Here is a 22,950-nt window from a genome sequence, read left to right as displayed (position 1 = left end):
GCGGGTCGGGGCTTTCTCTTGCCTTCAACCGAGGCTCGAGTACTTTCACAGCCCACGCATAGCTTGGGCAGGCTTTCCGCACAGCAGCACTCACGAGTCTTGGATCTGCAGCCCACGTCCAGTGGGCCCCCCGAACTTGCAGGTCAAGAGGAGAAACGTGAGCGTCCTTGCCCGAAGCGTAGGCAATGCCTTCCGCAACAAAATCAGAACGACGGCGGTTGTCGCCGTGCTGGCCGTAGCCATCGGCCTGGCGTTGGCCATGCTCGTGGCCAACCAGGCAGTGGGCGCCAAGGTCCAGGAGCTCAACGCCTCCGTTGGCACAACCTTGACGGTTAATCCGGCGGGCGGCCAAGGCTTCGAAGGCGGCGGCGAACCGCTCACGACGGCGGAGGCTGAGACTGCGGCGTCGGTCGCCAACGTGGCGTCAGTAGTTGGCACCAAGGCACTGCGCCTCCAGACGACCACCACAACGGGGACCACCGACGCAGCCACGGGCACCACCCAGCAGGCGGGCCCGGGCGGGGGCTTTGGTCCCGGCGGGCAGCAGGCGACGGTCAGCACCAATCTGACGGCCGCCGTCGACGCCGGCACGCTGGGAAACCGCAACAACGCGAGCGGAACCACCGGCACAACTACCCAGCCCGCGCGCACCCTGCCGATCACCGCTACGGGCATCGGCGCCGAAGTGGACAGCACCGGCAAGGCCCTGGAGATCACCAGCGGCACAGGCCTAGGCGACTACGCGGCATCCGAGGCGAAGGCTCTGGTGGGCACGTCCTTGGCTGAGAAGAACGGCCTGACCGTAGGCTCCACGTTCACCATCCAGGACAAGACCTTCACCGTAACGGGAATCTTCGACGCCGGCACTACCTTCGGGAACAACGCCGTCTACGTCACGCTTCCTGAAGCGCAGACGTTGGCGGAGACCCCGGATGAGCTGTCCACCATGATCGTCACGGTCAACAGCATGGAGAACGTGGACAGCACTAAAACTGCCGTTCAGGACGCGCTCGGCACCGACAAGGCCGACGTCACCCAGGGCCAGCGCAACCTCGAAACGGCTGTCAGCTCACTGGACAGCGTCAAGAACATCTCGATGATCGCCTTCATTGCGGCCCTAGCCACCGCCGGAATCATCATCCTGCTCATCATGGTCATGCTGGTTCGCGAGCGCCGCCGCGAGATCGGCGTCCTGAAGGCCATCGGTGCCCGGAACCGTACTATCGGCCTGCAGTTCGTCCTCGAGTCGTTGGTCCTTGTTGCCTTGGGCAGTGTTGTGGGAGCCGTGATCGCTTCATTGGCCAGCGGCGGCATCGCGTCGGCACTCATTAGTTCAAACACCACCACGACGGCGGCCACCACCACCCAGCGCGGCGGCGGACTTGCAGGGGCCATGCCCAACGGCACAGTCCCGGGTGGCGGGATGCCCGGCGGTGGGATGGGCGGCGGCCAGGGCGGCCCCTTCGGTGGAGCGTCGCAGCTGCTCACCTCCGTCACTGCGAGCGTCTCCCCCGGCGTCCTCGCTGCAGGCATCGCCGCAGTCTTCGCGGTAGCCATCATCGGTGCCCTGGTACCGGCACTGCTGACCGCCCGTATCCGTCCCATCGAAGTACTCCGAGGAGAATAGCCGTGATCGTAGTCAAGGACCTGGTCCGTCAGTTCAAGTCCGGTGATCGGACCATCAAGCCAGTAAACGGGGTCAGCTTTGAGCTCGACAAGGGCTCGCTGGCGTCCATCGTCGGTAAGAGCGGCAGCGGCAAAAGCACGCTGTTGTCCCTCCTGGGTGCGCTGGACAAGCCCACCTCGGGAGACGTCGTCGTGGACGGCGTCAGCCTGGCCGGACTGCCGGACGGCAAGCTGACCGAGTACCGTCGCCGGGACATCGGCTTCGTGTTCCAGCAGTTCAACCTGATTCCCAACCTCAGTGCCGTGGACAACGTCATGCTGCCTATGGAGTTCGCGGGTGTCCGCAAAGCGGCCAGGCTGCAGCGGGCCAAAGAGCTATTGGAGCAGGTGCAGTTGGATCCAGAGAAGCACTCGCGCCGCACCAACCGACTGTCCGGCGGCGAGCAGCAGCGTGTGGCGATTGCCCGGGCGCTGGCCAACGAGCCCAAGCTGATCCTCGCCGATGAGCCCACCGGAAATCTGGATGAGCAAACCGGCGAGCACATCATCGAGCTGTTGAGTTCCCTGAGCCGCGATCACAACACCACCATCCTGGTGGTCACGCACGACCGCAGCCTGGCGCAGAAGACCGAGCGCTGCTTCCGTCTTCAGCAGGGCAGGCTCACCGAGGAGGTCAGAACCGGATCGCGTCGATGACCTTGACGCGCACCGCCACAAGCGCAGGGATGGCTCCGGCGAGTGCGCCCACAAGGACTGCTGCGCCGAATCCCATCAGCGCGGCCTCGATGGGGAAGGCCGGGTATTCGGTCAGACCTGGCGCCACCTTCGATTCAATCCACGGGTGCTTCACCACCGCGACTGCCAGCATGACTCCCGCCAAGCCGGCAACCGCGGTGGCCACCACGGATTCCATCATGACGCCCACAAAAATCCGTCCGGACGTTGCCCCGAAGCTGCGCCGGATGCCGATTTCACGGACCCTGTAGCGCACGGTCACCATGGAGATGTTGAGCATTCCCACGGCTCCGAGCAGGAGCACCAGACCGGCCACGCCGCCCACCACCATCTGGACGGGAGCCAAAGGATCTCCCCATGCGGCATAGTCCATACGGTTGGCGTGGGCATAGTAGCCGGGGAACTGGCCTTGGAGATCGGCCGTGATTGCTGCCGTGAGGGCTCCGGCCTGTGCCTCGCCAACCCAGATTTTGAACTCCGACATCTGCGGCTTGATCCCGGTCATGGCCGCGCCCTCGGCAAGGATGAACGCGGAAGGCGGCGAGTCCGGGTAGGAATCAGGCACAACGCCGATAATCACCGCCGTTGCCGGCTGATCTCCGGGGATGCTCACCGTGGGATGGGTGGTGAGGTTGGGCCTGCCCGCTTGGTTATAGAAGGATTCAGAGACGACGACGGCGGGTGCGAGCCTTTTGCCGTCGTCGGCAGCGAACCAGCTTCCTTGCTGAAGGGGGACCCGGTGGATGACGCCGTAGCCGACATCCACAATGGTCACGTTCACGGTTGTCACTCCACGGGGAAACTGAAAACCGGCCTGGGTCTGGCTGACGTGCGTGGAGGTCGTGATGCCGTAGCGCTGTTGAATACCTTGGTAGGCCTTCTCAAGTTTCACCGGGTCCGGCATGGTTGGCCCCTGGACGTTCAAGGACAGCGTGGCCACCCGCCCGCCGTTACGTTCGGACTGAACTTTCATGCCTTCCCGGGCCAGACTGCCCACGCCCACCACTGAGGTCAACGCCGCAACGGACAAGGCAACACCCAGCAGGGCCAGGAGAATGCGAACCTTGTTGATGCGGAGTTCCTGCCACGCTTCAACGAGCGTGGAAATGAAGCCGGTCATGCGCCGACTCCTGCGGGAGCGGGTGCCGGCAGCGGGCTGAGCACCCCGGAATCCAGACGGTAGCAGGCCCTGGCCAGGGCTGCGACGTTAGTGTCGTGCGTGATGGTCACCAACGCGGCTGCCGTTTCCGTGGCCACTGTATCCAGGAGGGCTATCACGGATTGCCCTGTTTCCACATCCAGCGCACCGGTTGGTTCATCGGCCAGGATGAGCCTCGGCCTGCGGACAAGGGCACGGGCAATGGCTACGCGCTGCTGCTCGCCACCGGAAAGCATGTTGGGCATGGTCTTGGCGCGGGAGGCGAGGCCAACCCTGTCCAGCATGTCCATGGCAATCTCGCGACGCCGCCAGAACTCCTTGCCTTTGGCGTAGAACAGCGGCGTAATGACGTTGTCCAGCGCGCTGCGTCCGGGCAACAGGTTGAACTGCTGGAACACGAAGCCCACGGTAGAGCCCCTCAACCGGGCACGGGCGTTGTTACCCAGCCGGTCTGCGGGCTGGCCAAGGAACTCCAGCTCCCCCGACGTCGGGATGTCCAGGAGGCCAAGCAGGTTGAGCAATGTTGATTTGCCGCAACCCGAACGGCCCACGATTGCAGTGTGGTCCCCGCTGCGGACCTCGAGGTCGATGCCCCGGAGAATATTCAGCTGCTGGTCGTCGGGCAGCCTGACGGATCGGGTGACTGAACGCAGACTGACGAGAGTTTCTTTTGGTGATTCGTCCATGCCGTTCGCTGCCTAGCCCATCGGGCCGTAGACGGCCTGGCCTGGACCCATCATGGGATCTTGAACGGCCGGCGCCCCGGGCACGAATTCCAGTACCTGTTCGCCTTCGGTCAGGCCGGAGGTCACTTCCACCACAGAGCCGTCGTTGAGCCCCAGCTGGACAGTGCGTTGTTCGGGAGCGGCACCTGTTCCTCCCGGGCCGGCGATCCATACGATCCCGTCCTTGACGCTGCCCTTCACGGATGTCAGCGGAACAGTTACTACGTCGGATGCAACACCGGCGCTGACCGTCATGGTGGCGCCAAGTCCCGCGAAGACCTGTTGGCCTGAAGGAACCGGACAGCTCAGCGTTCCTGTAGGAGTGCCGCCCTCTTCCGGTTGGTTGCCTCCGCCGGGGCCCGCAATCGCTGCGCCGACGCCCATTCCGGCACCTCCGCCTGTGGCGGCCAGTCCGCCCGAAGCCGCACCGCCGTCGTCGGATGTGTTGTTCTTGAGCATCACGTCGGCGCACTGGAACGGCGCCGGTCCACCCACCAAAGCGATTTCCGCAGGACCGGGTTTGCCCAGCAGGCGGTACTGCTGCGCGGCCGTGACTGACCCCGACACGGTGTAGGTTCCGGGATCGATCTTGCCCACGGACTCGCCCACGGTGACCTGCTGGTCAATGAGGGTTGTGAGCTGCTGCAGGGTTCCGGCGCTTGGAGCGAGGATGTCGAAGTAGTCGTACACGGGCTTGGGAGCTGTTTGCGGCCCCTCCTGTGTGGTCTGCGTGGGGGCGACCGCGCGCTCAGCCTTGACTTGGAAAAGGACCTCGCCCTTGGTGACGGTCGCACCTGGCTCAACGAACACCTGGACTACTTTTCCGGCTGAGGTGCTGCGGACAGTCTCGGCGGCGTCGCTCTGTACGGTGCCCTTGATTTCCACGGTGTTGGTGACAGTAGCCCGGGTGGCCGGGACTACCGGGATGTCCACTTGGGCCAAAGGCGCGGGCTCGGCAGCGGCCGATTCCAGGCCATCCACAAAAGCGATCTTAACCAGGGCCACCGCAATAATCGCGAAAACCAACAACCAGGCAACCGGCAAAATGACGCGCCGAAAAGTACCCATCCCTGCTCCATTTCGGTAACTCCCCACAGAACCTCTGCGAGGGATGATTGCCTAAGCCTAAGGGAGGAAATTCTGCGCGCCGGGCATTCCTATGACTTGACAGAATGCTTACCGTGTCGGGAGGCCTTGGCGAGCCGGGCGCACCCGTTCCCGCCGCACGCACCCCTGGTTCCTGTCGGGCGCACCCGTTCCCGCCGCGCGCACCAGAGGTTACGGTAGCGATCGGCGCGAAAGGGTGCGCACCACGTGCTTACCCAAACTCCCTCACTTGTCTGGACCGGCCCTGCCCTGTCCGTGAACGGCGCACCCGTTTTCGCCGCGCGCACCCTACGTTCCCTGCGGGCGCACCCGTTCCCGCCGCGCGCACCAGAGGTTACGGTAGCGATCGGCGCGAAAGGGTGCGCACGACGTCCTTGATAACTGCGGAATGAGAGGATGAACGGCATGACACTTCCTATCGCCGTGCCGTGGCTTTCCAACCAAACCAATCAGGATCCCCGCGCAGCAACCGGGCAGCCCTTGCGGTGGGGAGTAGTGTCTACAGGCAACATCGCCAACAGTGTTTCCCGGGACTTGGCAATGCTTGAGGATGCGGAGCTGTACGCAGTGAGCTCCCGCACCCAGGCTGCCGCGGATGCATTCGCCCATACTCTCGGCTTCGCCAAGGGCTACGGGGACGACGGCGACGTACCCGGCTACCAGCGCTTGTTCGACGATCCCGCCGTGGACGTGGTCTACGTTGCTACGCCGCATGCCCAGCACTTCCAGATTGCAGCCGCCGCTTTGCGGGCCGGTAAGCATGTCCTGTGCGAGAAAGCCCTCACCATTAACGCCCGAGAAGCCAGCGAGCTGGTGAAACTGGCCCGGGAGCAGAACGTGTTCTTCATGGAAGCCGTGTGGAGCCGCTTCCTGCCAAGCATGCAGCGGGCGTTCGAGATCGCGGCCTCCGGGGAGCTCGGACAGATCCAGTGGGTCAGCGCAGACCTCGGTTTCCCGGCACCCTACGATCCCGCTGCACGAATTTGGGCCCTCAATGACGGCGGCGGGGCGCTCCTGGACATCACTGTCTACCCACTGCTCTGGGCGCTGGGAACGCTGGGCTTCCCGCAGTCGGTCACCGCAATCGGCACGCTCAACGACGACGGCGTGGACAGCCAGAACGCCCTGACCCTGGGCTACGACACTGGTGCGCAGGCGCAGTTGACGTCGTCGTTGATGGCCCACGGCCCCCGAAGCGCAACGGCGGCCGGCGGGCTCGGGTTCCTGCAGACGGTGGGCTCCGTGAACAATCCCCGTGAGCTGATGATCCGGATCGGGTGGGACGAACCCCGCCGCGAGTACTTTGACGTTGTGGGCACCGGCTACACCTACGAACTCCGGGAAGTAACCCGCTGCATCCAGCAAGGCCTCACCGAGAGCCCGGTCATGCCGCTGGAAGACTCGATTAACGTTATGCGCCTCTTCGACGGGGTGCGGTCGCAGTTGGGGATCCGGTACCCCAACGACGCCCGGTGACTGCTAGCCCGGTGGCCCGGCCAGGTTGCCCGGCCCGGTGGCGCGTGCCGCCGTCGTGAGTTAACTCAGCTGTATTAACGCCCTTGGCGGGCCGGTTGCCTTGCCAGCTTGCGGTCCAGGGACAGAGCGCCGGGCCCCAGAAACACGAACGCGATGGAGATGGCGACGTAAATGATCAAGAGTTCGGCCGTGACACCGGACTTGTCAGTGAGCAGGGGTTTGCCCGCTTCGGTCACGAACCAGATCCCGGCGAACATGATCGCCGCCAGGAATCCGGCCACCCTGGTGAGGGCGCCGATGACCAGGAGCAGGCCGAGGCCCAGTTCGCCGGCGATCACAAGCCAGGCCACGATCTCCGGCTTCTGCACGCCCATGGCCGCCACCGACGCGGCGAACGCAGCATGCCCGGCCATGAACTTCTGGAAGCCGTGCACCATCAGGAGCGCACCGAACACCACTCGCAGGATGGTGACGCCGCGGGCAGAGGACGTGGGAGACGGGTGCAGGAATTTCACGGGTTCCAATCTTCCATGCCTGCGGGCCTGCCGCCAACCGGCCTGCTTCCAACCCGCCTGCTTCCAATCCGCGGTCGCGCTACGACAGCAGCGCCGGGATGTCCTTCACGCCGTCCAGGATGTGGTGGTGCGGGTGCGCGGCCAAGGCGTCGCGGTCCAGCTTGCCGGTCAGGACACCCACGGCGGTGACGCCGGCGTTGTTGGCAGCGGCGAGGTCGTTCACGGTATCGCCGACAGCGATCACGGCGCGGACATCCTGCACGCCGGTCAGCTCCATGGCCCGGTGAATCATGTGCGGTGCCGGACGGCCGGCGGCTACTTCGTCGGAGCATACGACGGCGTCCAACAGGTTATCGTCGTCGACGCTCCAACCCAGCCGCTCCAGGAGAGGCTCGGCCACGTCGCGCGAGAAGCCGGTTGTCAGGGCCACCTTGATGCCCTGGCGGCGGAGAGCGCGGAACGCGTCTTCCACGCCTTCGAGCGCAACCGGCGGGTTGGCGTCGTAGAACTCGACGAGCAATTCCTTGAAGCGCTTGAAAGCGGCAGCCACTACTTCCGGCGTGGCCACTCCTCCCCCGGCTTCAATCAGCGCCGTGATGGCCTCAACTTTGTCGGCGCCCATCCACTCCTGCACAGCTTCGGGCGTGGTGGTCACGCCGGTTTCTTCAACGCAGCGGGCCAGCGCTACGTAGACGTCGCCGTGTTCGTCGATGGTGGTTCCGGCCATATCGCAGGCGACTAGCTTGATCATGGGTTGGCTCCTTCGGTGTGGATGCGGACCAGGGCGGCCCGGCGTTCCACGGTGTTGTCGATGGTGAAGTTTGTGAGTGCCGGCAGGTAGCGGTCCTCGGAGTATTCGAGGGGCTGTCCGTCGGAGGAACGGGTGATGCGGCGTTCGCGCAGGAGCGGAATACCTTCGGGTTGCTCCAAAAGTTCGGCGTCCTCGTCACTGGCGGCGACGGCGTCGATGGTGTGGCGGGCACTGTGCAGGTCTACGCCTTGTTCCTTGAGGAACGCAAAAATGGATCCGGAATCGGTATCGAAGTCGAAAAGTTTCCGTCCCACATCCAGGATGAACGTGGTGCGCTCGATCATGGCCGGAGCGTCATCCAGGTAGCGGACGCGCAGGACCTCCACCACGGTGGTCCCGGGCATCAAACCAAGTGCCTCCGCCGCTTCCGGGCTGGCTTCGCGCCTGGCCACCTCAAGGGTTCGTTGGCCGGGCTTTTTGCCGATCCCGCTGGCCCATTCAGTGAACGAGTTGAACGTGGAAAAGGACTGCGACGGCACAGACGAACGAACCATGGGAGGCCGGCCTCGGCCGCCGGTCACAGCTCCTTCCGAACGAAGGAATGCGAGCGCTTGGCGGATGGGTCCACGCGACGTTCCGAACTCGCGGCACAGCTCCGCCTCGCTGGGTAGCTGGAAGCCCGGCGGCCAGTCGCCGTCAGTGATCCGGCGCATGAATTCCTCGCTGAGACGGACGTGGAGGGGTGCATTCTGCTGTGTGCTCACAAGTTGATAATACAAGTCCGGCGCAATGGAAACGCCGGTTTTGAGAGGCTTTAGATGAATTTGATGTGAACTCAAGTGAACAGAAGTTAAAATCAGGTTAACTTGTATATACAAGTGCCAATTTGGCTTGATTCCCCTTCAATCAGCCGCCAGTCTCAATGGTGTGAACAACCCAAGCACCTCCCCCGCACGTTTCAACAGCAGAGCGAGCCAGGCCACCGACGTCGTCATTGTCGGTGCTGGAATTGTGGGACTGGCCCACGCCGCTCACGCTGTCGCCAACGGCCTGACCGTCACTATCATCGAGCGCGACCATCATGCGGCCGGCGCTTCTGTACGCAACTTCGGCCACTGCTGCATCACGGCCCAATCCGGCGAACTGTATGAACTTGCGCAGACCTCGCGGAAGTACTGGCTCGAGTTTGCCGAGCGCGCCGGGTTCTGGGCGGCCGAGGCCGGCGCCATGGTTCTCGCCCGCACCGAAGCTGAGATGAACGTCCTCCGCGAACTCTCCGCCGTGCGCGAGCCGGGACAGGTAGAACTGCTCTCCCCTGCGGAGACGCGGGCACGCCTGGGCTCGTCAGCTTCCGTGGCTGAAGAACCGCACGACGACGGCGGTACTTCAGGCGGCGAATGGCCCGGCCTGGTGGGCGGTGCCTTCCTCCGGGACGACCTCCGGGTAGATCCCCGTACAACAGTCGCAAAGTTGGCCGAGTGGTTAAGCCAGCAACCCGGCGTCGAACTTCACTGGAACACGGCCGCGCTGGACTTCAACCAGAATCCCGAGGGCGTGACTGTCCAGACGTCGCGCGGCGAGCTCCGCGCGAGGCAGGTCTTTGTCTGTGTTGGCCACGACGTCGACTACCTCTTCCCGGACCTTGCCGAGGAGCACCACATCCAGCGGTGCTCCTTGCAGATGTCGCTGGCAGCCAAGCCATCCGGCGTCGAGTTCGCGCCAGCGGTTCTCACTGCGACATCGATGCTCCGGTACCCGGCTTTCACGGACATGCCCGCTGCTGCAGCCCTGCACTCCGAAGTACTGGAGAAGCAGCCGGAACTGCTGGAGATCGGCGCCAACGTCATGTTCGCCCAACGCCCAGACGGCACCATCATCCTGGGCGACTCACACCACTACCACCGCACGGCCGATCCGTTCCTGGACGAATCCGTGACCGACACACTCAACTCTGAAATCACCGGCCGGATCGGCAAACCGCTGGAGATCATCCAGCGCTGGCAGGGCATCTACGCGTCCTCCGATGTGGCGCCGGTCCTGGTCCGCGAGGTCCAGCCCGGCGTCACGGTGGTGTCTGTGACCTCCGGCGTCGGCATGACGCTGTCCTTCGGCCTGGCACACCGCAACGTTTCCCGCCTGTACTGATTCATCTTTGGTATCCGTTCTCCCCTCTCAATCCCCTTCGCATAAGGATCCCCATGAAAACCACGCTCCTCACCGGTTCCGCGCTTGCCCTCGCCACCGTTCTGGCGCTCACTGCCTGCGGCGGCTCGGCACAGTCCTCCCCCGAAGCTACCAAGGCCACCTGCCCCAACGGCGAGATCAAGTTCGGCATCGAACCCTACGAGGATCCCGCCAAGTTGAAGCCGGCCTACGATGTCCTGGCGGCCGCCCTGTCCAAGAAGCTTGAATGCCCGGTGAGCGTCCAGGTGGTTGAAGACTATGCGGCCGAGGTCCTGGCCATGCGCAACGGCAAGCTGGACCTGGGCCAGTTCGGTCCCCTGGGCTACGTGTTCGCGGACGCCAAGGCCGGCGCCGAGCCGCTGGTCTCCTTCGGCACTGCCGAGAAGGAACTCAGCACCTACACCGCGGGGATCTGGGTTCCCAAGGACAGCCCCATCCAGGCCATTGGAGACCTGAAGGGCAAGTCCCTCGCCCTGGGCAGTGTCGGCTCAACCTCGGGCGACGTACTGCCCCGTTTCGGCCTCCGTGAAGCCGGAATCGCCGATGCCGACATCAAGATGGACTACACCGGCGGTCATCCTGAAGCACTGCTGGCGCTCACCAACGGCAAAGTGGACGCAGCCCAGATCAACTCCCAGACGCTGGCCACAGCCATCGCCGCAGGCACGTTCACTGCGGACAACTTCCGCCAGGTGTGGACGTCGAACCCCATCCCCAATGACCCCATCACCGTTCGCGGCGACGCCGATCCCGCGTTCAAGGCCGCCGTGAAGGACGCGTTCCTGAGCCTTGATCCCGCCGATGTAGCCAAAGTGGGCGAGTTCCTGGACGTCACCCCTCCGGGCCCCTTGCTTGAGGTCACCAAAGATAACTACACGCCATTGTTTGAGCTCGCCGAGACCATGGGCCTGACCGAGAAGGATCTGTAATGCTCCTTTCTGTCCAGGGTTTGCGTAAGTCCTTCAACGGGCGGACCGTCCTGGAGGGTGTCGACTTCTCAGTTGCAGCCGGTGAGCTGGTGGCCTTCCTGGGCGCCAACGGCTCCGGCAAGTCCACCACGCTGCGCTGCGTCATGGGCATCACTTCCCCGGATTCCGGCAGCATCAGCATTTCCGGGAATGCGCTGGATTCCCTGCAGGGCCGTGAGTTGCAGCAGGCGCGCCAGCGGATGGCCATGATTTTCCAGAAGATCCACTTGGTCCCCCGCCGTACCGCCTTGGATAACGTCTGCGCCGGCGCCCTGTCGCGGATCCCCACTGTCCGGTCACTCAGTCCGTTGCTGTTCCCGGCCGACGTTCAGCAGGAAGCCCTCGACTGCCTGGACCGGGTCGGCCTGGCCGACCGTGCTTTCGACCGTGTGGGCCGTTTGTCCGGCGGACAGCAGCAGCGCGTCGCCGTCGCCCGGGCACTTTGCCAGCGGGCCGACGTCGTACTCGCCGATGAGCCCGTGTCCGCCCTGGATCCGCACGCCGCCGAGCAGGTCATGGCGCTGCTGCGTGAACTCGCGCATTCCGAAGGGCTGGCCGTGGCCGCCGTGCTGCACCAACCCGACCTCGCACTGCGGTACGCGGACAGGTCCATCGGCCTGCTCCGGGGCTCCATGACCTTCGACCTCCCCTCCACGGAGATCACGGCGGAGCACCTCGACACCTTGTACGCCCCGGACAGGATCGTTCCAGACACGATCGTTTCAGACAGGACCCAGGCAGCATGACACCCCACACCTTGACCCCGGCAGGGGCGCGCCGGGACTCCCCAAGCAAAACCCGAGTGGCACTGGTCCGCCCGAAGAAGCCGCTGCGGTGGATCACGACGGCGGCAGTGGCGACCGCCGTCGTCGGACTTCACGCCGTGGCCATCGAGGGGACGGACTTCAAACCCGAGCTGTTGGTGGATGGCTGGAAGGGCATGGCTGCGTTCATCGGCGACGCCTTCCCGCCGGACCTCAGCTGGGAGAAGACGCTCAAGCCCGGCCTCGAAGCCACGCTGGTGACCCTGTGGATCGGGCTTTTGGGGACCACGTTGTCCGTGCCGTTCGCCCTGCTGCTTGCGGCGCTGGCCGCCGAGAACACCAGCCCGCACCGGCTTGTGTACCAGGCTGCGCGCGCCATCCTGTCCTTCTTCCGCGCCGTGCCGGACATCGTGTTCGCGCTGATCTTCGTCACCGCCGTCGGACTTGGTCCGTTCGCGGGTGTGCTCGCGCTGATCTGCCACAACACGGGTGTCATGGGGAAGCTGTGGGCGGAGTCAATGGAGGAAATCGACGCCGGCCCCCAGGAAGCGCTCCGGACCGCAGGAGCAAACCGGATCCAGCAGGTGGCCAACGCAACGCTGCCCATGGTGGTCCCGCAGTTCGTGGGCCTGCTGCTCTACCGCTTCGACGTCAACGTACGGTCCTCGCTGGTCCTTGGCCTGGTGGGCGCCGGAGGCATCGGGCTGCTGATCAACCAGTCCATCAAGTCGTTCCAGTTCGACTCCATGCTCACGCACATCCTGATTGTGCTGGCGCTGATCATCGTCGTGGACCAGTTCTCCGCGTGGATCCGCAGGCGCCTGGCCGCCTAACCCACCCGCCTGGCCCAACTGAGTCGCAGTTGAGCGCGTTTTGGCCCCTCAAAACGCGCAGTGCTGCGACTTAGTTGGGTGAGTGAGGGCAGAATGGGAGGTGGCCCTCTTTGGGGGTCGCGTTTTCAAGAGGGCCGACGGTGGATGGAGCAGGCATGCAGGTTGACGTTGTAGTCGTTGGCGGAGGAGCCATGGGATCGGCTGCCGCGTGGCAACTCGCCCGGGCGGGTCGCTCGGTGGTTCTGTTGGAGCAGTTCGAGGCCGGACACCACATCGGCGCATCCCACGGCGCCACCCGCAACTTCAACACCGCCTACGCAGAGGCCGACTACCTGGACCTCCTCGCCGAATCGAAAATCCTCTGGGACGAGCTCGCGGCAGAGCATGGCGCACCACTCCTGGACATGGTGGGGCTTGTGAACCACGGAAATGTCCCCCTACTGCAACAGGTCCGGGAGGCACACGAGGCCAGGGGCATCGAAAGCTACTTCATCTCCCCCGACGAAGCCGCTAACCGATGGCTCGGGATGAACTTCGCCACCGATGTCCTCTTCGTGCCGGGCTCGGGCCGGATCCGTGCGGCTGACGCCCTGACGGCACTACGGAAATCAGCTGAAGCCCACGGTGCCGTTTTCAAATACTCGACGCCGGTCAAGGACATCCGTGTCACGGGCGGCGAATCAGCGGTGGTGGTAACGGAGGAAACGGAGTACACGGCCAGGCGCGTGGTGGTCACCGCCGGTGCTTGGACTCCGAAACTCATCGGCAAGCTCACGGATCTTCCGCCCTTGGTGGTAACCCAGGAGCAGCCGGCCCACTTCACGCCCAGGGATAACACGCTGGTGTGGCCGAGCTTCAACCACAGCCCGGACCCCGATCCCAACAACGAAGCCTACGAGTACTGGTACAGCCCCGTCTACGGGATGCTCACCCCCGGCGAAGGCGTCAAGGCGGGCTGGCACGGAGTCGGCCCGGTCATGGATCCGGACGAGCGCACGTTCGAGCCCATCCCCCACCAGATGGAAGCTTTGGTGCGGTACGCAGAAGAGTGGCTTCCCGGCGTCGACCCTTCCACCGCGGTTCCCATCAGCTGCACCTACACCACCACGCCCAACGAGGACTTCGTGCTGGACCACTTCGGTCCGCTGGTGGTGGGCGCTGGTTTCTCGGGTCACGGTTTCAAGTTCACGCCCGCCATTGGCCGGGTGCTGAAGGACATCGTCGACGGCGGTGTGGCACCTGAGCGGTTCCACGCGGAACGCTGAATCCTCGTTTAAAAGCAACCGGCCCGCAGGCAATGCCTGCGGGCCGGTTGCGTTATGCCAGGACTACTTCAGGGTCGCGAGGACCTTGTTGAACGTAGCCGACGGGCGCATGATCTCAGCGGCCTTGGCAGCGTCCGGACGGTAGTAACCGCCAAGGTCGACGCCGGGACCCTGGACTGCGGCAAGCTCGCCGACGATTGCCTCTTCGTTGGAGGTCAGGGCTTCGGCGATTGCCGCGAAGTCCTTGGCCAACTCGGCATCCTCGGTCTGCTTGGCCAGTTCCTGGGCCCAGTACGTGGCCAGGTAGAAGTGGCTTCCGCGGTTGTCCAGCTCGCCGACGCTGCGGCGCGGGGACTTGTTCTCCAGCAGGAACGTACCTGTGGCGCGGTCCAGCGTGTCAGCCAGGACCTGTGCGCGGGCGTTACCCGTGGTGGTGGCAAGGTGCTCGAAGCTCACAGCCAGGGCGAGGAACTCGCCGAGGCTGTCCCAGCGGAGGTGGTTTTCCTTGACCAGCTGCTGGACGTGCTTGGGAGCGGAGCCACCGGCACCGGTCTCGAACAGGCCGCCACCGTTGATCAGCGGAACGATGGAGAGCATCTTGGCGCTGGTGCCGAGCTCGAGGATCGGGAACAGGTCCGTGAGGTAATCGCGGAGGACGTTACCCGTGACGGAGATGGTGTCCTCGCCCTTTCGGATGCGCTCCAGGGTGAAGGCCGTGGCCTCAACCGGGGAAAGGATCTTGATTTCCAGGCCCTCGGTGTCGTGTTCCTTGAGGTACTCGTTGACCTTGGCGATGAGGTTGGCGTCGTGTGCGCGGGTCTCGTCCAGCCAGAACACAGCCGGGGTCTGGGAAGCGCGGGCACGGGTGACGGCCAGCTTGACCCAGTCGCGGACCGGGACGTCCTTGGTCTGGCATGCGCGCCAGATGTCACCGGGGAAGACCTGGTGCTCGGTGAGGACGTTGCCCTTGCTGTCCACGAGCTGCACGGTGCCGGCTGCCTGGATCTCGAAGGTCTTGTCGTGGCTGCCGTATTCTTCGGCCGCCTGTGCCATGAGGCCCACGTTGGGAACAGTGCCCATGGTGGTGGGATCGAAAGCACCGTTCGCGCGGCAGTCGTCCAGCACAACCTGGTAGATCCCGGCGTAGGAGCTGTCCGGGATAACAGCCAGGGTGTCGGCTTCCTTGCCGTCCGGGCCCCACATGTGGCCGGAGGAACGGATCATGGCAGGCATGGATGCGTCAACGATGATGTCCGACGGGACGTGCAGGCTGGTGATGCCCTTGTCGGAATCGACCATGGCCAGCGCCGGGCCGTCTTCGAGGCCCTTGGTGATGGCTGCCTTGACGCCTTCACGGACGTCCTCGGGCAGGTCTTCCAAGCCGCTGAGGATGGCTGCGAGGCCGTTGTTGGGGCTGATGCCTGCGGCTGCGAGCTGCTTGCCATAGGTGTCGAACAGCTCGGAGAAGTAAGCCTTGACCACGTGGCCGAAGATGATGGGGTCCGAGACCTTCATCATGGTGGCCTTCAGGTGTGCGGAGAAGAGGATGCCCTCTTCCTTGGCGCGGACAACCTGTGCCTTGAGGAACTCGTCCAGGGCGTCGGCGCGGAGGACGGTAGCGTCCACAACTTCGCCGGCCAGGACAGGGAAGTCCTTCTTCAGGACCTTGGTGGTGCCGTCTTCGCGCACCAGCTGGATGGTCAGGGAATCGTCAGCCTTCAGGACAACGGACTTCTCGTTGGAGCGGAAGTCGTTCTCGCCCATGGTGGCAACGTTGGTCTTGGACTCAGCAGTCCAGGCACCCATGGAGTGCGGGTTCTGGCGGGCGTAGTTCTTCACCGACAGGGGTGCGCGGCGATCCGAGTTGCCCTCACGCAGCACCGGGTTCACAGCGGAGCCCTTGATCTTGTCGTAGCGCGAGCGGATGTCCGTCTCGGTGTCCGATGAGGGGTTGTCCGGGTAGTCCGGGAGGGCGTAGCCCTGGGCCTGGAGCTCGGCGATGGCAGCCTTGAGCTGCGGCACGGAGGCGCTGATGTTGGGCAGCTTGATGATGTTGGCTTCCGGCTGCTTTGCCAGTTCACCAAGCTCAGCAAGTGCGTTGCCCGTGCGCTGTTCTTCTGTCAGGAAATCACCGAAGACGGCGATGATGCGGCCGGCGAGCGAAATATCGCGGGTCTCCACCTCTACTCCTGCGGTCGAGGCATACGCTTCAACGATCGGCAGGAATGAGTAAGTTGCCAGCATCGGCGCTTCGTCTGTGTGGGTATAGATAATCTTGGCCATTGGCGGGGTTCTCCCTGAAAGTCTGCAGATTTCAACATCTCTAACTTACCCGAGTAGACCGTTTTGACGGCCCTTCGTGTCCGGGATCACTCTCTGCGTTACCGCTCACAACAAGGACCAACACCCGACGGCGACCCGGCCGCCGCTGCTGCCCGCCGTCGTCGAACGCTGCTTCTGCCTTCGGAATCCGGGCGCGCAAGCATGGCCCACCTAGCCTCAACTGGAAGTGACAGCAAATTATCACAAACTATGAAACATCTCTTTACAAACTTGTCATACGTTCGATACCTTCAATTCCGTCAGTCGGCGGTCGCCATCACTGACCGCCTCACTCCCTCGATAGGTAGGAACAACGTGACAAAAACCAAGACCCTGGCCACAAGCCTGCTGAGTCTGTCCGCTGCCGCAATCCTGGCGCTGGTTGGAACCACCAGCGCAAATGCGGCTCCGGTAAACACCACAGACTCCAGCGGCGCTGCGGTCAGCAGCCATGTAGTGTCGGACGCCGGCGCTGCAGACTACTGGACGCCGGAACGCATGAAGAATGCCAAGTCCGGCGAAATCCTTGCCGCCAAAGCACTGGAACGCGGCAAGCTCCTCAACCTCGGCAAAGCCCCGGTCACTGAAGCCCCGGGCGCCCCCAGCAGTATCGCAGGCCAGCAGGCAGCACCCGATTCCAAGACCATCGACCGCAAAGTGAACCAGAGCGAGACGCCGGTCAAGCACATCGGCAAGATCTTCTTCACCCTTGGCGGCTCCAACTACGTCTGCTCAGGCAACTCCGTCACCGCAACCAACAAGAGCACCGTGTCCACCGCCGGACACTGCCTCAACGAAGGCCCGGGCGCCTACGCCACCAACTTCGTCTTCGTTCCCGCCTACCTCAACGGTGCTGCACCCTACGGGAAGTGGACGGCAAAGGCGCTGTACGCCCCCACGCAGTGGGCTTCCAACGGCAACATGCAGTACGACACCGCGTTCGCCGTCATGAACACCCTCAACGGCCAGCGCCTCGCCGACGTCGTAGGTTCCTCCGGCGTCCAGTTCAACGCAGCCCGCGGCCTGAGCTACAAGGCCTTCGGCTATCCGGCAGGCTCGCCCTTCAACGGTGAATCGCTCAAGAGCTGCTCCGGCAAGGCCACCAACGATCCCTACAACCCGCAGTTCAACAGCCAGGGAATCCCCTGCAACATGACCGGTGGATCCTCGGGCGGCCCGTGGTTCATCGGCACCAGCTCCACCGGCTACCAGAACTCCGTGAACAGCTACGGATACGGCAGCAACTCCACCACCATGTACGGCCCGTACTGGGGCACCGTCATCCAGTCCACGTACAACACTGCTGCGGCGGCTTCGTAGCGCTTCTGATGTATCTGGCACGTCCCTGTTAAGTACGTGTTAAGCATGACGGCGGCCGTCCCCTTCCGGGGGCGGCCGCCGTTGCGTTGTGTTGCTTTTTTCCGTGCTGCTGGGCCTGCGGCCCAGTGCTTCTAGTGGAAGAAGTGGCGTGCGCCCGTGAAGTACATCGTGATGCCGGCAGCATTGGCTGCGGCAATGACTTCCTCGTCGCGGACGGATCCGCCCGGCTGGACGACGGCGCGGACACCGGCGTCGATCAGGATCTGCAGCCCATCAGCGAACGGGAAGAACGCGTCCGAGGATGCAACGGCCCCGCGAGCGCGCTCAGGTGCGTCGCCACCGCTGGTGTTGGACGCACCGCCGGCACCTTCGACGTCGGACTCCACCGTCACGCCCAGCGTGTTGGCTCGCTCGACGGCCAGGCGGCAGGAGTCCAGGCGGTTGACCTGGCCCATGCCGATGCCCACGGCTGCACCGTGGTTGGCGATGAGGATGGCGTTGGACTTGGCAGCGCGGCAGGCAGTCCAGGCGAAGGCGAGGTCCGCGAGCGTTGCTTCGTCGGCGGCTTCGCCGGCAGCGAGGGTCCAGTTGGCGGGGTTGTCGCCGTCGGCGTCTACCTTGTCGCTCATCTGGACCAGGACGCCACCGGAAACCTGGCGCATCTCGGAGGGGTAGCGGCCGTAGCCCTCGGGAAGGGCGAGGAGGCGGATGTTCTTCTTCTTGGAGAGGATCTCCACGGCTTCGGGCTCGAAGTCCGGGGCGATGACAACCTCGGTGAAGATGTCGGCAACCGTGCGGGCCATGCTGGCCGTGACCGTGCGGTTCGCAGCGATAACGCCACCGAAAGCGGAGACGGGATCGCAGGCGTGGGCCTTGGCGTGGGCGTCGGCGATCGGGTCCGCAGCATCGGCGGAACCAACAGCGACACCACACGGGTTGGCGTGCTTGATGATCGCCACAGCGGGCTCAGCGAAGTCGAAGGCAGCGCGGAGGGCAGCATCGGCGTCGACGAAGTTGTTGTAGCTCATGGCCTTGCCGTGCAACTGGTCAGCCTGGGCGATGCCGGCCGGAGCAGCCTTGTCCACGTAGAGCGCGGCCTGCTGGTGCGGGTTTTCGCCGTAGCGGAGGACCTCGGAGCGTTCCAAGGACAGGCCTGCGTAGGCGGGCCAGTCGATGATGCCGTCGCCGTCTTCGTCCAGGAACTGGCTGGCAGTCCACGTCGCAACAGCGGTGTCGTAGCTGGCCGTGTGCGCGAAGGCCTTGGCAGCCAGGCGGCGACGGGTGTTCAGGTCGAACCCGCCGTGTGCTGCGGCGTCGACTACTGCGCCGTAGAAGTTCGGGTCCGTGACAATGGCGACGGCGGCGTGGTTCTTCGCGGCCGAACGCACCATCGCGGGGCCTCCGATGTCGATCTGCTCCACGACATCATCCTGCGCTGCGCCGGACTTCACGGTCTCGACGAACGGGTAAAGGTTCACCACAACGAGGTCGAAGGTCTCGATCTCCATGCCCGCGAGGGTGTCCATGTGTGCCGGGACGCGACGGTCGGCCAGGATGCCGCCGTGCACGCGCGGGTGCAGGGTCTTGACGCGGCCGTCCAGCATTTCCGGGGAGCCGGTGACTTCTTCGACTTCCTTGACCGGGATGCCTGCGGCGGCGATCTTCTTGGCGGTGGAGCCGGTGGAAACAATGGCGACGCCCGCTGCATGCAGGCCCTTCGCGAGCTCCTCCAGTCCCGTCTTGTCGTAAACCGAGATCAGTGCACGGCGGATGGGAACACGGTCAAGCTGCGTCAAGCTCACAAAAGTCTCCGTCTTAGTTCGCGTAGATGTCGCGGGTGGTTTAGCGGGTGGTGGGGATACGGAGAGTTTATCGTGTTTCGTGGTTGGTCCCGTTTTGCGTCTTGGCACCCCCTGCGTTGCGAGGCCCGCTCTACACCCATAGCGAGCCCCACACCCTGCACACCAGGCCCCACAAACCCACCCCGCCCGTTGCGAGGCCCACTCTGCACCCATAGCGAGCCCCACACCCTGCACACCAGGCCCCACATACCCACCCCTGCGTTGCGAGGCCCACTCAGCACCCAAAACCAGCCCCATACCCTGCACACCAGGCCCCACAAACCCACCTCTTACGACGCCGGCCCTCGCCACCCGCGCGACACCAACGCATCGCGCACCTTACGTTCGGCGTTGGCCCATCCACCTTTCATCTGAACATCCGAGAACTTCAGCACGATCCACCCCATGGCTCGAAGCCGATCGTCGCGTTCGATGTCCTTACCCCACTGCACCGGGTCGGATCGATGATGATCCCCCTCATACTCCATGGCAATTTTGTACTCCTTGTATTGGAGGTCCGGCGTGGATACGTACCTGCCTTGTTCATCGAAGACGGGGTGCGTGACCGCTGGCTCCGGCAGCCCGGCGTCGACGATTTTCAACCGCAGCCGGGATTCCTGAGGAGAGTCCACTCCCACGCGCAGCAACGGCAGTATCTCCCGGGCCATCCTGATTCCTTTGACCTTCGGGCGCCGGTCAATGACTTCCTGGATTGCCTCGATCGAAGACAGCGGATTCTCCCGAGCCAACAGAAAGTCGCCGGCCGCCACGAGCGAAGACCGCCCCATGTGCCGGGCCAAATCCATCCAGGTCCACTCGGGCGACGTCAGTTGCACCCCGTTCACTGCACGAACGTCTCGGGCCAGCAACGGTGCTCGATGCCCGACCACGCCGCGACGTTTGACCCGCCCGATCTCGTGTCGTCGCGTCACGTGAATAACGCCGTTGTTGCCCTCCTCCTCGAGATATATCGGAAGGGGGATCGACCAGAGGAGCGCAGCGGTCACATGGCTGACCGCACAACGGGGAGTGACGGCCGTGTGCAGCCGTGCAAGTAGCGCCACGTTGGGGCTATCGCTCCGGTCAAGCCGGATTCCCCGGCTGGGTGTGATGAGGCCTGCCGCTTGCAGCCTCCCGCGTGGCACGCCGGCCGCGTAGGCGTCGCTGACAAGGAAGCCTTCCGGGTTGATCTCCGACGGCAAAGGCATAGGTTTCCGCATTGGACCATGCTCGCCGGAAACGGCCAGCAGCGTTGCGTTATCCACAGATTTGGCCCCTGAAGGACGCTGCGACTATTCCTCCACAGAACTTGCGAGGCCCGCTCTGCACGCAAAGCACACCCAATACCCTGCAGAACTGGCCTCACAACGCAGGGTCCAGGCGTTGCGAGGCCCGCTCTGCACCCCATTTCCCGGGTTTACCGCGCAGAGCAGGCCCCGCAACATAGGGTTGAGCCATGGAAGCCACCGAGGTTGTTCTCGTTGCCGATGTTGGGAAGAGCCGCTGCCGCGTGGAGTTGCGCAGCGGTAATGATCTGCTGGGCGCCGCCGACCAGCACGGCTTCCCCGGAGTACACGTGGACAACGGACCCACCCTCGCGTTCGAACTCCTGCTCGAAACGGTCAGCCAGTTGCCGCCCGGTCTCCCCGTCAGCACGTTGACGGGTATCGGCGCCGCGGTTGCCGGTGTTGAAGCCTCCGCCGAGAAATCGCAGGAGCTCGCCACCATGTTGTCCCAACGGTTCAGTGTCCCCGCAGCCGTCCTCTCCGACGCCACCGCCGCCCAGCTTGGGGCACTTCAAGGCGCCCCCGGCACCACGCTCATCGTGGGCACGGGTGCCGTGGCCTTCCGCTTCGACGAAACCGGCGTCCTGCACCGGGCCGACGGCTGGGGGCCCTATCTGGGTGATCGTGGCAGCGGAAGATGGATTGGCCAGCAGGGTCTTCAGGCAGTTCTTGAAGCGCACGACGGCGGCCCGGCTACGTCGTTGTCAGCTGCGGCCGGCGCTCTGGTGGAGTCACCGGACATGCTCCCGGGGTGGCTCGCCGCCAACGAGAACCCCTACCGGGCGATGGCCCGTTTCGCGCCGCTGGTTCTGCACGCAGCGGAGGCGGGTGACGCCGTCGCACATGGCATTATCGGTGAGGCCTGCCGCATCCTGACCCGTACCGTGGGGCTCGCATCCAGCGGCGACAACGGCAGCACAACCCGTGTGGCGTTGCTGGGCGGAGTGGTGGGTTCGGACTTCTTCGCGGCGCTCTTGCGGAAGTCCCTTGCTTCGGCTGGGATTGAGGTGGTTGCACCGCTGGGCGATGGTTTGGACGGTGCTGCCCTCGCTGCGACACGCCGCGGGCTCATCCAGGAAAGGTACATCCACCGTGACGGAACAAACTGGCCCGACTAACGCCGACAAACTAGAGGGCCTGCGCACGGAGCTGGCCGGATTGCAGACCGAGGCCACGGCAGAGGGTTTGGAGAACCTGGACATCCTGGGCACCGAAGAACTGGTTGCGGCGATGCTTGCGCACAGTGCAGGAGTACACGCTGCTGTTGAGGCTGCGAGCCCCGCCATTGTTCAAACCGTCGACGCCGTTGCGGAGCGGCTTCAGCGCGGTGGCCGTCTTTTGTATGTGGGAGCCGGAACGGCCGGACGACTGGGTGTGCTCGACGCGAGCGAATGTCCGCCGACGTTCGGCACTCCGCCGGGACTCGTCGTCGGACTTATTGCGGGCGGAGTGCAGGCGATCCAGAAACCGGTTGAGTATGCCGAGGACAACGCGACTGCCGGTGCGCGCGACTTGCACGACATCAACGTGACTGAAGCCGACGCCGTCGTGGGTATTACGGCCTCGGGCCGGACGCCCTACGTGATCGGCGCGCTGGAAGAAGCGCGGAAGCGGGGCGCGTTTACGGCGTCGCTGGCGTGCAACAAGGGCTCGGCCGTTAGCCACCTGGCGGATGCCGCGATCGAGGTTGTTGTGGGTCCGGAGTTCATCGCGGGCTCCACCAGGCTGAACTCGGGCACGGCGCAGAAACTCGTCCTCAACATGATCAGCACGTTGGTGATGGTGAAACTGGGCAAGACCTACGGGAACCTCATGGTGGATCTGCGGGCCACGAACGAGAAGCTGCTGGCCCGCTCGCAAAGGACGGTCCAGCACGCCACCGGCGTGTCCGCCCAGGAAGCCGCCGCAGCTCTGGACTCCGTTGGCGGTTCCGTGAAGGCAGCCATTTTGGTCCTCCTGACAGGCATCGAGGCTGGTCAGGCCAAGGGTGCTTTGGAAGAAGCCGGCGGTTTCCTGCGGAGGGCCATAGAGAACCAGAAGTAACGCGGTCGGCGGGGTTAGCCCAAGCGCATA

Annotated in this window: 20 protein-coding genes; 11 read left to right on the top strand and 9 right to left on the bottom strand. The window is 64.3% G+C overall.

Annotated features, from left to right (window positions below; genetic code table 11):
- Nucleotides 1–157: 157 nt before the first annotated feature.
- Together ACNAOT_RS06355 and ACNAOT_RS06350 are read left to right on the top strand one after the other, a co-directional pair.
- Nucleotides 158–1,627, top strand: coding sequence for an ABC transporter permease (locus tag ACNAOT_RS06355; RefSeq protein ID WP_420180452.1), 1,470 nt, complete (start codon nucleotides 158–160; stop codon nucleotides 1,625–1,627).
- 2 nt (nucleotides 1,628–1,629) lie between these two features.
- Complete coding sequence (locus ACNAOT_RS06350; protein ID WP_179019288.1) at nucleotides 1,630–2,322, top strand: ABC transporter ATP-binding protein; 693 nt, start codon at nucleotides 1,630–1,632, stop codon at nucleotides 2,320–2,322.
- Here the strand turns inward: ACNAOT_RS06350 and ACNAOT_RS06345 are convergent.
- Genes ACNAOT_RS06345 through ACNAOT_RS06335 form a run of 3 tightly spaced genes read right to left on the bottom strand, consistent with a single transcriptional unit; the run spans nucleotide 2,300 to nucleotide 5,313 of the window.
- A complete protein-coding gene (locus ACNAOT_RS06345; RefSeq protein ID WP_179019290.1) occupies nucleotides 2,300–3,481 on the bottom strand; it encodes an ABC transporter permease in 1,182 nt (393 codons plus the stop codon). The genes ACNAOT_RS06350 and ACNAOT_RS06345 overlap by 23 nt on opposite strands.
- Nucleotides 3,478–4,206, bottom strand: coding sequence for an ABC transporter ATP-binding protein (locus tag ACNAOT_RS06340; protein WP_420180451.1), 729 nt, complete (start codon nucleotides 4,204–4,206; stop codon nucleotides 3,478–3,480). The genes ACNAOT_RS06345 and ACNAOT_RS06340 overlap by 4 nt, the downstream gene beginning before the upstream one ends.
- Before the next feature lie 12 nt (nucleotides 4,207–4,218).
- Complete coding sequence (locus tag ACNAOT_RS06335) at nucleotides 4,219–5,313, bottom strand: biotin/lipoyl-binding protein (RefSeq protein ID WP_420180450.1); 1,095 nt, start codon at nucleotides 5,311–5,313, stop codon at nucleotides 4,219–4,221.
- Nucleotides 5,314–5,757: 444 nt separating this feature from the next.
- Here ACNAOT_RS06335 and ACNAOT_RS06330 point away from each other — a divergent pair, with 444 nt between their 5' ends.
- On the top strand, nucleotides 5,758–6,828 hold the full coding sequence (locus ACNAOT_RS06330) for a Gfo/Idh/MocA family protein (protein ID WP_420180449.1): 1,071 nt from the start codon (nucleotides 5,758–5,760) through the stop codon (nucleotides 6,826–6,828).
- A gap of 74 nt (nucleotides 6,829–6,902) precedes the next feature.
- Here the strand turns inward: ACNAOT_RS06330 and ACNAOT_RS06325 are convergent, their stop codons facing one another.
- From ACNAOT_RS06325 to ACNAOT_RS06315, 3 genes are all read right to left on the bottom strand, one after another.
- On the bottom strand, nucleotides 6,903–7,343 hold the full coding sequence (locus ACNAOT_RS06325; RefSeq protein ID WP_420180448.1) for a DoxX family protein: 441 nt from the start codon (nucleotides 7,341–7,343) through the stop codon (nucleotides 6,903–6,905).
- 79 nt (nucleotides 7,344–7,422) lie between these two features.
- Nucleotides 7,423–8,094 (bottom strand): phosphonatase-like hydrolase, encoded by a 672-nt coding sequence (locus ACNAOT_RS06320; protein WP_420180447.1) that lies wholly within the window; start codon nucleotides 8,092–8,094, stop codon nucleotides 7,423–7,425.
- Nucleotides 8,091–8,858 carry a GntR family transcriptional regulator gene (locus tag ACNAOT_RS06315; RefSeq protein WP_091466000.1) on the bottom strand — a complete coding sequence of 256 codons (768 nt, stop codon included), beginning with the start codon at nucleotides 8,856–8,858 and terminating at the stop codon, nucleotides 8,091–8,093. Before ACNAOT_RS06315 ends, ACNAOT_RS06320 begins: the two co-directional genes overlap by 4 nt.
- A gap of 163 nt (nucleotides 8,859–9,021) precedes the next feature.
- Here ACNAOT_RS06315 and ACNAOT_RS06310 point away from each other — a divergent pair, with 163 nt between their 5' ends.
- The 5 genes from ACNAOT_RS06310 (at nucleotide 9,022) to ACNAOT_RS06290 (ending at nucleotide 14,108) form a co-directional block, all read left to right on the top strand.
- Nucleotides 9,022–10,239 carry a TIGR03364 family FAD-dependent oxidoreductase gene (locus tag ACNAOT_RS06310; protein WP_420180446.1) on the top strand — a complete coding sequence of 406 codons (1,218 nt, stop codon included), beginning with the start codon at nucleotides 9,022–9,024 and terminating at the stop codon, nucleotides 10,237–10,239.
- A 53-nt stretch (nucleotides 10,240–10,292) separates the two neighbouring features.
- Complete coding sequence (locus ACNAOT_RS06305) at nucleotides 10,293–11,207, top strand: phosphate/phosphite/phosphonate ABC transporter substrate-binding protein (RefSeq protein ID WP_091465998.1); 915 nt, start codon at nucleotides 10,293–10,295, stop codon at nucleotides 11,205–11,207.
- Nucleotides 11,207–11,992, top strand: a complete 786-nt coding sequence (locus tag ACNAOT_RS06300) for a phosphonate ABC transporter ATP-binding protein (RefSeq protein ID WP_091465997.1) — start codon at nucleotides 11,207–11,209, stop codon at nucleotides 11,990–11,992. The genes ACNAOT_RS06305 and ACNAOT_RS06300 overlap by 1 nt, the downstream gene beginning before the upstream one ends.
- A complete protein-coding gene (phnE, locus tag ACNAOT_RS06295) occupies nucleotides 11,989–12,843 on the top strand; it encodes a phosphonate ABC transporter, permease protein PhnE (protein ID WP_420180445.1) in 855 nt (284 codons plus the stop codon). The genes ACNAOT_RS06300 and phnE overlap by 4 nt, the downstream gene beginning before the upstream one ends.
- Nucleotides 12,844–12,998: 155 nt before the next feature.
- Nucleotides 12,999–14,108 (top strand): FAD-dependent oxidoreductase, encoded by a 1,110-nt coding sequence (locus tag ACNAOT_RS06290; RefSeq protein ID WP_420180444.1) that lies wholly within the window; start codon nucleotides 12,999–13,001, stop codon nucleotides 14,106–14,108.
- A gap of 63 nt (nucleotides 14,109–14,171) precedes the next feature.
- On the opposite strand, the gene ACNAOT_RS06285 is transcribed toward ACNAOT_RS06290, so the two are convergent.
- Nucleotides 14,172–16,391, bottom strand: coding sequence for an NADP-dependent isocitrate dehydrogenase (locus ACNAOT_RS06285; RefSeq protein WP_420180443.1), 2,220 nt, complete (start codon nucleotides 16,389–16,391; stop codon nucleotides 14,172–14,174).
- A gap of 249 nt (nucleotides 16,392–16,640) precedes the next feature.
- Between ACNAOT_RS06285 and ACNAOT_RS06280 the strand changes: the two genes are divergently transcribed.
- On the top strand, nucleotides 16,641–17,750 hold the full coding sequence (locus ACNAOT_RS06280; protein WP_420180442.1) for a trypsin-like serine peptidase: 1,110 nt from the start codon (nucleotides 16,641–16,643) through the stop codon (nucleotides 17,748–17,750).
- 131 nt (nucleotides 17,751–17,881) lie between these two features.
- Here the strand turns inward: ACNAOT_RS06280 and purH are convergent, their stop codons facing one another.
- Both purH and ACNAOT_RS06270 read right to left on the bottom strand, forming a co-directional pair.
- Entirely contained in the window at nucleotides 17,882–19,552 is a 1,671-nt protein-coding gene (purH, locus tag ACNAOT_RS06275) for a bifunctional phosphoribosylaminoimidazolecarboxamide formyltransferase/IMP cyclohydrolase (protein WP_420180441.1), read from the bottom strand.
- Between the two features lie 329 nt (nucleotides 19,553–19,881).
- The gene (locus ACNAOT_RS06270; RefSeq protein WP_420180440.1) at nucleotides 19,882–20,811 is read right to left on the bottom strand and encodes an endonuclease domain-containing protein; all 930 of its coding nucleotides are present in this window, start codon (nucleotides 20,809–20,811) and stop codon (nucleotides 19,882–19,884) included.
- A 236-nt stretch (nucleotides 20,812–21,047) separates the two neighbouring features.
- Here ACNAOT_RS06270 and ACNAOT_RS06265 point away from each other — a divergent pair, with 236 nt between their 5' ends.
- Nucleotides 21,048–21,995 (top strand): N-acetylglucosamine kinase, encoded by a 948-nt coding sequence (locus ACNAOT_RS06265; RefSeq protein WP_420180439.1) that lies wholly within the window; start codon nucleotides 21,048–21,050, stop codon nucleotides 21,993–21,995.
- Nucleotides 21,970–22,920 (top strand): N-acetylmuramic acid 6-phosphate etherase, encoded by a 951-nt coding sequence (gene murQ, locus ACNAOT_RS06260; RefSeq protein WP_420180438.1) that lies wholly within the window; start codon nucleotides 21,970–21,972, stop codon nucleotides 22,918–22,920. The genes ACNAOT_RS06265 and murQ overlap by 26 nt, the downstream gene beginning before the upstream one ends.
- Nucleotides 22,921–22,950: the final 30 nt, after the last annotated feature.

This window comes from Paenarthrobacter sp. TA1.8, assembly GCF_048595705.1.
GTDB lineage: Bacteria > Actinomycetota > Actinomycetes > Actinomycetales > Micrococcaceae > Arthrobacter > Arthrobacter nitroguajacolicus.
The sequence above is the reverse complement of the archived record's forward strand: the minus strand, read 5'-3'. Positions and strand labels throughout refer to the sequence as shown.

Excerpts from the sequence above, each read along its gene's own strand:
- ACNAOT_RS06265 (WP_420180439.1), top strand. The coding sequence starts at position 21,048 with ATGGAAGCCACCGAGGTTGTTCTCGTTGCCGATGTTGGGAAGAGCCGC.
- ACNAOT_RS06290 (WP_420180444.1), top strand. The coding sequence starts at position 12,999 with ATGCAGGTTGACGTTGTAGTCGTTGGCGGAGGAGCCATGGGATCGGCT.
- ACNAOT_RS06305 (WP_091465998.1), top strand. The coding sequence starts at position 10,293 with ATGAAAACCACGCTCCTCACCGGTTCCGCGCTTGCCCTCGCCACCGTT.
- ACNAOT_RS06270 (WP_420180440.1), bottom strand. The coding sequence starts at position 20,811 with ATGCGGAAACCTATGCCTTTGCCGTCGGAGATCAACCCGGAAGGCTTC.
- ACNAOT_RS06335 (WP_420180450.1), bottom strand. The coding sequence starts at position 5,313 with ATGGGTACTTTTCGGCGCGTCATTTTGCCGGTTGCCTGGTTGTTGGTT.
- ACNAOT_RS06330 (WP_420180449.1), top strand. The coding sequence starts at position 5,758 with ATGACACTTCCTATCGCCGTGCCGTGGCTTTCCAACCAAACCAATCAG.
- ACNAOT_RS06300 (WP_091465997.1), top strand. The coding sequence starts at position 11,207 with ATGCTCCTTTCTGTCCAGGGTTTGCGTAAGTCCTTCAACGGGCGGACC.
- ACNAOT_RS06280 (WP_420180442.1), top strand. The coding sequence starts at position 16,641 with ATGAAACATCTCTTTACAAACTTGTCATACGTTCGATACCTTCAATTC.
- ACNAOT_RS06320 (WP_420180447.1), bottom strand. The coding sequence starts at position 8,094 with ATGATCAAGCTAGTCGCCTGCGATATGGCCGGAACCACCATCGACGAA.
- ACNAOT_RS06285 (WP_420180443.1), bottom strand. The coding sequence starts at position 16,391 with ATGGCCAAGATTATCTATACCCACACAGACGAAGCGCCGATGCTGGCA.
- ACNAOT_RS06345 (WP_179019290.1), bottom strand. The coding sequence starts at position 3,481 with ATGACCGGCTTCATTTCCACGCTCGTTGAAGCGTGGCAGGAACTCCGC.
- phnE (WP_420180445.1), top strand. The coding sequence starts at position 11,989 with ATGACACCCCACACCTTGACCCCGGCAGGGGCGCGCCGGGACTCCCCA.
- ACNAOT_RS06340 (WP_420180451.1), bottom strand. The coding sequence starts at position 4,206 with ATGGACGAATCACCAAAAGAAACTCTCGTCAGTCTGCGTTCAGTCACC.